Genomic DNA, 7612 nt, shown 5'->3' with positions numbered 1-7612 from the left:
GACACCCTGCTGCGCGCCGCCGGCGAGACGCCCGGTGCCGAGGCCTGCGCGGCCGCACCCGCCCGCCTGCGCAGCGTGGGCGTGCCCACCTGGTTCTACGGCCACGAGCCGCCCAACGTGCTGGCGCAGCGCATCGCCAAGCTGTTCTCCAACGCCGTCCGCGAGGACGTGCTGCTGGCCCGGTCCGACGCGGGCCTCGTGGTGCTCCCCGGCGCCGCCGGCACCGTGCAGGAGGTCTTCCAGGTGGCCACGCGCCTCTACTACGCCACGCCGGGCTGCGAGCTCGGGGCACTCGTGCTCGTGGGGCGGGAGCACTGGACGCGGAGCCTGCCGGTGTGGCCGCTGCTGGAGGCCCTCGGCACCGACCGCGCCCTGGGCGGCGTGCTGCACCTGGTGGACGACGTGCGCGAGGCCGCGCACCGCATCGGGCCCGCCTGAGTCAGGCCAGGGTGCCCTCCGGAGCGGCGGCCAGCTGCCCGCACGCGCCGTCGATGTCCGAGCCGCGGGTGTCGCGCACCGTGGTGGGGATGCCGGCGGCGCGCAGCCGCTCCACGAACTGCTGCTCCACGCCGGGGCGCGAGGCGGTCCACTTGGAGCCCGGCGTCGGGTTGAGCGGGATGGGGTTGACGTGCACCCAGCCGCGGCCGCGGGCGTTGAGCTTCTCCCCCAGCAGGTCGGCGCGCCAGGCGTGGTCGTTGATGTCGCGGATGAGGGCGTACTCGATGCTCACGCGCCGGCCCGTGGCCTGGTAGTAGCGGTACGCGGCGTCCAGCGCCTGGTCCACGTTCCACCGGGTGTTGATGGGAACCAGCTCGTCGCGGAGCTCGTCGTCCGGGGCGTGCAGGCTGAGCGCCAGCGTGGCGGGCACGCCCTCGGCGGCGAACTTGTCGATGGCGGGCACCAGGCCCACTGTGCTCATCGTCAGGCCGCGGGCGCTCATCCCCAGCCCGTGCGGGGCAGGCTCCACCATGCGCCGCACGGCGTCGACCGCGCGACGGTAGTTGGCCAGGGCCTCGCCCATGCCCATGAACACCACGTTGTGCACCCGCAGCGGGCCGCCGGCCGCCATCGGGGTGTCCAGCGGGTCCTCGGTCCCGTCCAGCGCGGGGTCGGCGTCGTTCTCACCCAGCTCCACCTGGCCCTCGGCGAGCTCCGGCGGCGGGGTGAGCCCGGGCGCCTCGGGGTCGTTGAGCATGCGGTTGGCCGCCACCAGCTGGCCCACGATCTCGGCGGTGGACAGGTTGCGGGTCAGGCCCTGCTGCCCGGTGGCGCAGAAGGGGCAGTTCATGCCGCACCCGGCCTGGCTGGAGAGGCACAGCGTCACGCGGCGCGGGTAGCGCATGAGCACCGACTCCACCAGCGCCCCGTCGTGGAGGCGCCAGAGGGTCTTGACCGTGGCGCCGTCGTCGGCACGCTGCACGCTCACCGGGGTGAGCAGACGCGGCATGAGGGCGCGCACGGTCTCCTCGCGGCCGGCCTTGGGCAGGTCCGTCATCGCGGCCGGCTCGTCGGTCCACCGCTCGAAGAAGTGCTTGGAGAGCTGGCTGGCGCGGAAGGCTGGCCAGCCGGCCTCGGTGACCGCCGCCCTGCGGCCGTCCATGTCGAGGTCCGCCAGGTGCTGCGGCGGCTTGCCACGGCGCGGGGCGGTGAAGGTGAGCTGGCCCGGGGCGGGCGGCTGGGTGGTGGGCTGCGGCAGGTCGGTCATCGCCCCCATCATCGCACTGCCACCACACCCCGGGCAGGGCGCGAGGCGGGACCACCGGGTCCGGGCGGTCAGGGCGTGGGCACCGCCACCGCGAGGATGGCCCAGGCCACCGGCGCGGCCACCAGCAGGGAGTCGAGGCGGTCCATGATGCCGCCGTGGCCCGGCAGCAGGTTGCTCATGTCCTTGACGCCCAGGTCACGCTTGAGGGAGGACTCGGCGAAGTCCCCCACCGTGGCCGCCAGCGCCACCGTCACGCCGAGCAGCGGGCCCACCCACAGCGGCCCGGGCAGCACCCACGCCATCACCGCCAGTCCCCCCAGGGCGGCCGCGCACACCGACCCGGCGAAGCCCTCCCAGGACTTCTTGGGGCTCAGGTGCGGCGCCATCGGGTGGCGGCCGAAGCGCACCCCCGCGGCGTACCCGCCGACGTCCGAGCAGGCCACGAGCAGCACCAGGGCCACCACGCGCTGCACGCCGTCCGCCGGGGAGACCAGCAGCACCGCGCACGCCGCGAGCGCCCCCACGTAGCCCGTCACCAGCGCGGCGCCGGTCACGTCCGCGATGGCGCGGGGGACCCCCGCCGAGGCCGGGTGGTAGGGGTCCTCCCGGTCGTCGCGCTGCGGGCGGTAGGCCCTCCACACCACCTGGAGCGCCACCATCGCCACGGCGGACACCGCGAGCCCCGACCCACCGGCGAACCAGGTGGACCAGGCGATCACCATCGGGCCCACCACGGTGGGGACCCACGGCACCCGGATGCCGCCCGGGCGGTGGCGCAGCGCCTGCATCAGCTCCCAGGCCGCCACCGCACCGGCGGCGCCGGCGAGCAGCACGAAACCCTCGCGCCGGATCACCAGGGAGACGATGATCAGCGTCGCGAGGGCGAGTGCGACCGTGATGGCCGCCGGCAGGTTGCGGCCGGCGCTCGGTGTGGCGGACACGGGATCGGTGTGGGCCGGGTCAGACCTCGAGGAGCTCGGCCTCCTTGGCCTTCAGGATCTCCTCCACCTGGTCGGTGTGCTTCTTCGTGAGGGCCTCGAGCTCCTTCTCGCCACGGGCGCCCTCGTCCTCGCCGATCTCGCCGTCCTTGACCAGCTTGTCGATCTGCTCCTTGGCCGCACGGCGCACGTTGCGCAGGGACACGCGGGCCTCCTCGCCCTTGCCCTTGGCCAGCTTGATGTACTCCTTGCGGCGCTCCTCGGTGAGGGCCGGCAGCACGCAGCGGATCTGGTTGCCGTCGTTGGACGGGTTCACGCCCAGCTCGGACTCGCGCAGGGCCTTCTCGATGGCGGACATCGCCGACTTGTCGAAGGGCTGCACCATGATCGTGCGGGCCTCGGGCACCTGGAAGGACGCCAGCTGCTGCAGCGGGGTCGGGGCGCCGTAGTAGTCGACCATGATCTTGGAAAACATGCCGGCGTGGGCACGGCCGGTGCGGATGTCCGCCATGTCCTCGTGGGCGACCTCGATGGCCTTCTCCATCTTCTGCTGGGCCTCGGTCAGCGCGTCCTTGACGGTCATGCGGAACTCCTGTGTCTCGTGGTGGTTCGGGGTGGCCGTGCGGGGCCGGTGGTGCCGGTCCGGCTCAGTCGGCCGTGACGATGGTGCCGATTCTCTCACCACGCAGGGCCTGCGCGATGGCGCCCTCGCCCTGCATGCCGAAGACCATCATCGGCAGCTTGTTCTCCATGCACAGCGAGAAGGCGGCGGCGTCGGCGATGCGGAGCTGCTTGGCCAGGGCCTCGGCGAAGGTGAGGTGCTCGTAGCGCTCGGCGGTGGGGTCGGTGTGGGGGTCGGCGCTGTAGACGCCGTCGACGCCCGACTTGCTCATGAGCACCTCGTCGCACTTGATCTCCAGCGCGCGCTGGGCGGCCACGGTGTCGGTGGTGAAGAAGGGCATGCCCGCCCCGGCGCCGAAGATCACCACGCGCCCCTTCTCGAGGTGGCGGATGGCGCGGCGCGGAATGTACGGCTCGGCGACCTGGGTCATCTCGATGGCGGTCTGCACGCGCGTGTCCACGCCCTCGGCCTCGAGGAAGTTCTGCAGCGCCAGGCAGTTCATGACCGTGCCGAGCATGCCCATGTAGTCGGCCCGGGTGCGCTCCATGCCCTTGGTCTGCAGCTCGGCGCCGCGGAAGAAGTTGCCGCCGCCCACCACGATGGCCACCTGCACGCCCTCGCGGACGGCATCGGCGATCTGGGCGGAGATGCCCTTCACCACGTCGGGGTCCACGCCGACCGACCCGCCACCGAACACCTCTCCGGACATCTTCAGCAGCACCCGGCGTGCTGCGGTGCTCTGCTCTGCGGTCGTGCTCATCGGCTGGCCTCCTGGGTCACGGTGCGGCGGGCCTTCGGGCCCGGACGATCCTTGCACACCCTCCCGGCGGGGACGCCGAAGGGCCCACCCCGTGCGGGGTGGGCCCTTCGTGCGGTGCAGGGATCAGGCCTGCAGGTCGGAACCGACCTTGAAGCGCACGAAGCCGGTGACCTCGGCGCCGGCCTCCTCGGCCACCTTGGCCACGGACTTCTTGGGGTCCTTGGCGAAGGGCTGGTCGAGCAGCACGTTGTCCTTGAAGAAGGCGTTCACGCGGCCCTCGATGATCTTCGGCAGGGCCTGCTCCGGCTTGCCCTCCTCCTTGGCCGTCTCCTCGGCGATGCGACGCTCGTTCTCCACCACGGTGGGGTCGATCTCGTCGCGGGTGAGGGCGGTGGGGGCGAAGGCGGCGGCGTGCATGGCCACGTCGCGGCCGATCTGCTCGTCTGTGCCGGTGGTGGCCACGAGCACACCGATCTGCGCCGGCAGGTCCGGCGAGGTCTTGTGCAGGTAGGCCACGACCTGGCCCCCCTCGGGGGCGGTCAGGCGAGCGAGGTTGCGCACCTCGATCTTCTCGCCGATCTCGGCGTTGGAGGAGTCCAGCAGCGCCTGGACGGTCTGGCCGTCCAGCTCGGAGGACAGCAGCGCCTCGGCGGAGTCGATCTGCTGCTCGGCGGCGTGGCCCAGCACCTTGTCCGCCAGGGCGATGAACTTCTCGCCCTTGGCCACGAAGTCGGTCTCGCAGTTGATCTCGAGCAGGGTGCCCGCACCGTTGCCGGTGTGCGCGGCGACCAGGCCGTTGGAGGCCGAGCGGCCCTCACGCTTGGTCACACCCTTGAGGCCCTTGATGCGCAGGGCCTCCTTCGCGGCCTCGATGTCGCCGTTCGACTCGTCGAGGGCCTTCTTGACGTCCAGCATCCCGGCGCCGGTCTGCTCACGCAGGGCCTTGATGTCAGCAGCGGTGTAGTTCGCCATGAACCTTCGTTGCTCCTTCGGTGTGGTGGATCTGCGGTCGGTTCGGGTGGCTCAGGCCTGGGCGGAGTCGGTGGACTCGCCCTCGGCGGCGGCGGCGGCCTCGGCGGGCGCCTCGGTGGCGGCCGGGGTCTCGGCACCCTCACCGGCGAGCAGCTCGCGCTCCCACTCGGCCATGGGCTCGTCGGCGGCGGCGTTGCCCCCACCGTTGCGGGCCATGAGGCCCTCGGCGGCGGCGTCGGCCACGATGCGGGTCAGCAGCGAGACGGAGCGGATGGCGTCGTCGTTGCCCGGCACGGCGTAGTCGACCTCGTCGGGGTCGCAGTTGGTGTCCAGGATGGCGATGACCGGGATGCGGAGCTTGCGGGCCTCGGTGACGGCCAGGTGCTCCTTCTTGGTGTCCACGACCCAGACCGCGGAGGGGGTGCGGGTCATGTCGCGGATGCCGCCCAGGGTGCGGTCGAGCTTGTCGAGCTCGCGCTTGAGGACCAGCAGCTCCTTCTTGGTGCGGCCGGAGTTGGCCACGTCGTCGAAGTCGATGGCCTCGAGCTCCTTCAGGCGCTCCAGGCGCTTGGCCACGGTCTGGAAGTTGGTGAGCATGCCGCCCAGCCAGCGGTGGTTCACGTAGGGCATGCCCACGCGGGTGGCCTGCTCGGCGATGGTCTCCTGGGCCTGCTTCTTGGTACCGACGAACAGGATGGTGCCGCCGTGGGCCACGGTCTGCTTGACGAACTCGTGGGCCTCGTTGAGGTAGGTCAGCGACTGCTGCAGGTCGATGATGTAGATGCCGTTGCGCTCGGTCATGATGAAGCGCTTCATCTTGGGGTTCCAGCGACGGGTCTGGTGTCCGAAGTGGACGCCGCTCTCGAGGAGCTGGCGCATGGTGACGACGGCCATGCCGAGGTCTCGCTTTCTGATGGGGTGCAGTTGTCTCCTGGCCCGGGTGGCGCACCCCACCCCGCGTCCGGGTGGACGGTCGGGGACCACGGGCGCGCGGGTCGAGACCCGGGCGCGAATTCGCGCTCACCGGCGGCGGGCCCGGATTCCTCGGAAGGTCTCGGGCACACCGACAGATCACACGTGTCCCCGAGTCTATCCCACGGCGAGACGTGCCCCTGCGCGACGCCCTCGCCTGTGGGCCCACGTAGGGCCCCCTCCCGGCGTCCACAGGGGGCCGCGCGACCCGCCACGGGTGCAGCTCCTCCCCCGGCAGCCTCGCGGCATGGACACCTCGCGCCCCTCCCGTTCCGCCACAACGACCCGGCCGTGGCGCCGCCTGCTGCGTCGCGCCCTCGTCCCGGCCACCGCCTGGGCGGTGCTCCTCGCCGGCCTCGATGCGCCGACCGCGGCGGCCGAGGCCCATCCGGACGCGGCGCCGCCCGGACCGGAGGAGGTGGAGTCGATGCCCAACACCACCGACGTCACGCTGCCTCCTCCGCTGTGGCTGCCCTGGGAGAAGGATGTGCATCTCGACCTGGTCTCCCGCGCGGCGCCCCAGGCGTGGGCCCTGGCCGCAGCGTGGGGTCAGGTACCCGGCGGGGTGCCGGCCACCAGGGACACCGCACCGCTGGCGACGGCCTCGGGCCTGGACCCCATGGACTACAAGTGGCCCATCGCACCGGTGAAGGTCGTGCGCCCGTTCAAGCCGCCGAAGCACCGCTACGGACGGGGCCACCGCGGGGTCGACCTGCGGGCCGTCCCGGGGACGCCCGTCTACGCCGCCGGGCCCGGGTTCGTCGCCTTCAGCGGTCCGGTGGCCTCGGTGGGGACGCTCTCCATCCAGCACACCCTGCGGCTGCGCACCACCTACCAGCCCCTCACCGCCCGCGTCCCGATGGGCACACCCGTGGTCGCCGGCACGCCCATCGGGTTGCTGTCCCCGGGTGGGCACTGCCTGCCGGCCTGCCTGCACTGGGGCGCCAGGACCGGGCTGCGGACCTACATCGACCCGACGCTCCTGCCGGACTTCGCGCCGGAGCTCAAGCCCCTGGACCAGCGTCGGCGCCGGCGCTGATCCGGCCCCGGCCCACGGAATGGGCAGGGGGGGCCGGTTCAGGCCCGGGGGTGGGCGCGCCCGAAGGCCTCGCGGAGGCGTTCCACCGAGACGTGGGTGTACACCTGCGTGGTGGCCAGGCTGGCGTGCCCCAGGAGCTCCTGCACCGACCGCAGGTCGGCCCCCGCGTCCACCATGTGCGTGGCCGCCGAGTGGCGCAGGCCGTGCGGGCCCATCCGGGGGGCGCCGTCCACGCCCTCGACGGCCCGGTGCACCACGCGTCGCACCTCGCGGGGGTCGATGCGACCGCCCCGCGCCCCCAGGAAGAGCGCGCCCGCGCTGCGGTCACCCACCAGGACGGGCCGTCCCCGGTCGGCCCAGGCCGCGAGCGCCTCGGCGGCCGGGCGGCCGAAGGGCACGACCCGTTCCTTGTCCCCCTTGCCCAGCACGCGCACGGTGCGCTCGGCGTGGTCGACGGCCCCGCGGTCGAGGCCCACGAGCTCCCCCACCCGGATGCCGGTGGCGTAGAGCAGCTCGAGCAGGGCGCGGTCGCGCAGCGCCAGCGCCGTGGTCACCGGGTCGTCCGGTGCCCCGTCCTGCCGCGGGGCCGCGCCGTCCGGCCCGG

9 protein-coding genes are annotated in these 7612 nt (G+C 73.0%); 2 read left to right on the top strand and 7 right to left on the bottom strand.

Going from position 1 to position 7612, the window contains the following annotated elements:
• A partial coding sequence (locus HMPREF3099_RS04740) for an LOG family protein (protein WP_202816689.1) occupies nucleotides 1–438 on the top strand: 438 nt, incomplete at its 5' end.
• Between the two features lies 1 nt (nucleotide 439).
• Here HMPREF3099_RS04740 and rlmN read toward each other — a convergent pair.
• The 6 genes from rlmN to rpsB form a co-directional block, all read right to left on the bottom strand.
• On the bottom strand, nucleotides 440–1705 hold the full coding sequence (rlmN, locus tag HMPREF3099_RS04735; protein ID WP_070704672.1) for a 23S rRNA (adenine(2503)-C(2))-methyltransferase RlmN: 1266 nt from the start codon (nucleotides 1703–1705) through the stop codon (nucleotides 440–442).
• Nucleotides 1706–1773: 68 nt separating this feature from the next.
• The gene (locus HMPREF3099_RS04730) at nucleotides 1774–2646 is read right to left on the bottom strand and encodes a phosphatidate cytidylyltransferase (RefSeq protein ID WP_070704669.1); all 873 of its coding nucleotides are present in this window, start codon (nucleotides 2644–2646) and stop codon (nucleotides 1774–1776) included.
• 19 nt (nucleotides 2647–2665) lie between these two features.
• The gene (frr, locus tag HMPREF3099_RS04725) at nucleotides 2666–3226 is read right to left on the bottom strand and encodes a ribosome recycling factor (protein ID WP_070704666.1); all 561 of its coding nucleotides are present in this window, start codon (nucleotides 3224–3226) and stop codon (nucleotides 2666–2668) included.
• A gap of 64 nt (nucleotides 3227–3290) precedes the next feature.
• Nucleotides 3291–4025: a UMP kinase gene (gene pyrH, locus HMPREF3099_RS04720; protein ID WP_070704663.1), complete on the bottom strand. Its 735-nt coding sequence runs from the start codon at nucleotides 4023–4025 to the stop codon at nucleotides 3291–3293.
• A gap of 123 nt (nucleotides 4026–4148) precedes the next feature.
• Nucleotides 4149–4997: a translation elongation factor Ts gene (gene tsf / locus HMPREF3099_RS04715; RefSeq protein ID WP_070704660.1), complete on the bottom strand. Its 849-nt coding sequence runs from the start codon at nucleotides 4995–4997 to the stop codon at nucleotides 4149–4151.
• Nucleotides 4998–5048: 51 nt separating this feature from the next.
• Nucleotides 5049–5891, bottom strand: a complete 843-nt coding sequence (rpsB, locus tag HMPREF3099_RS04710) for a 30S ribosomal protein S2 (RefSeq protein ID WP_070704657.1) — start codon at nucleotides 5889–5891, stop codon at nucleotides 5049–5051.
• A 325-nt stretch (nucleotides 5892–6216) separates the two neighbouring features.
• Between rpsB and HMPREF3099_RS13360 the strand changes: the two genes are divergently transcribed.
• Nucleotides 6217–7008, top strand: coding sequence for a M23 family metallopeptidase (locus HMPREF3099_RS13360; protein WP_070704654.1), 792 nt, complete (start codon nucleotides 6217–6219; stop codon nucleotides 7006–7008).
• Nucleotides 7009–7046: 38 nt separating this feature from the next.
• On the opposite strand, the gene HMPREF3099_RS04700 is transcribed toward HMPREF3099_RS13360, so the two are convergent.
• Nucleotides 7047–7612, bottom strand: a 566-nt coding sequence (locus tag HMPREF3099_RS04700; protein WP_168168437.1) for a tyrosine-type recombinase/integrase, incomplete at its 5' end; no start/stop codon positions are given.

It is taken from the genome of Kytococcus sp. HMSC28H12, from assembly GCF_001816045.1.
Taxonomy (GTDB): domain Bacteria; phylum Actinomycetota; class Actinomycetes; order Actinomycetales; family Dermatophilaceae; genus Kytococcus; species Kytococcus schroeteri.
This window is presented reverse-complemented; position numbering and strand designations above follow the sequence as displayed.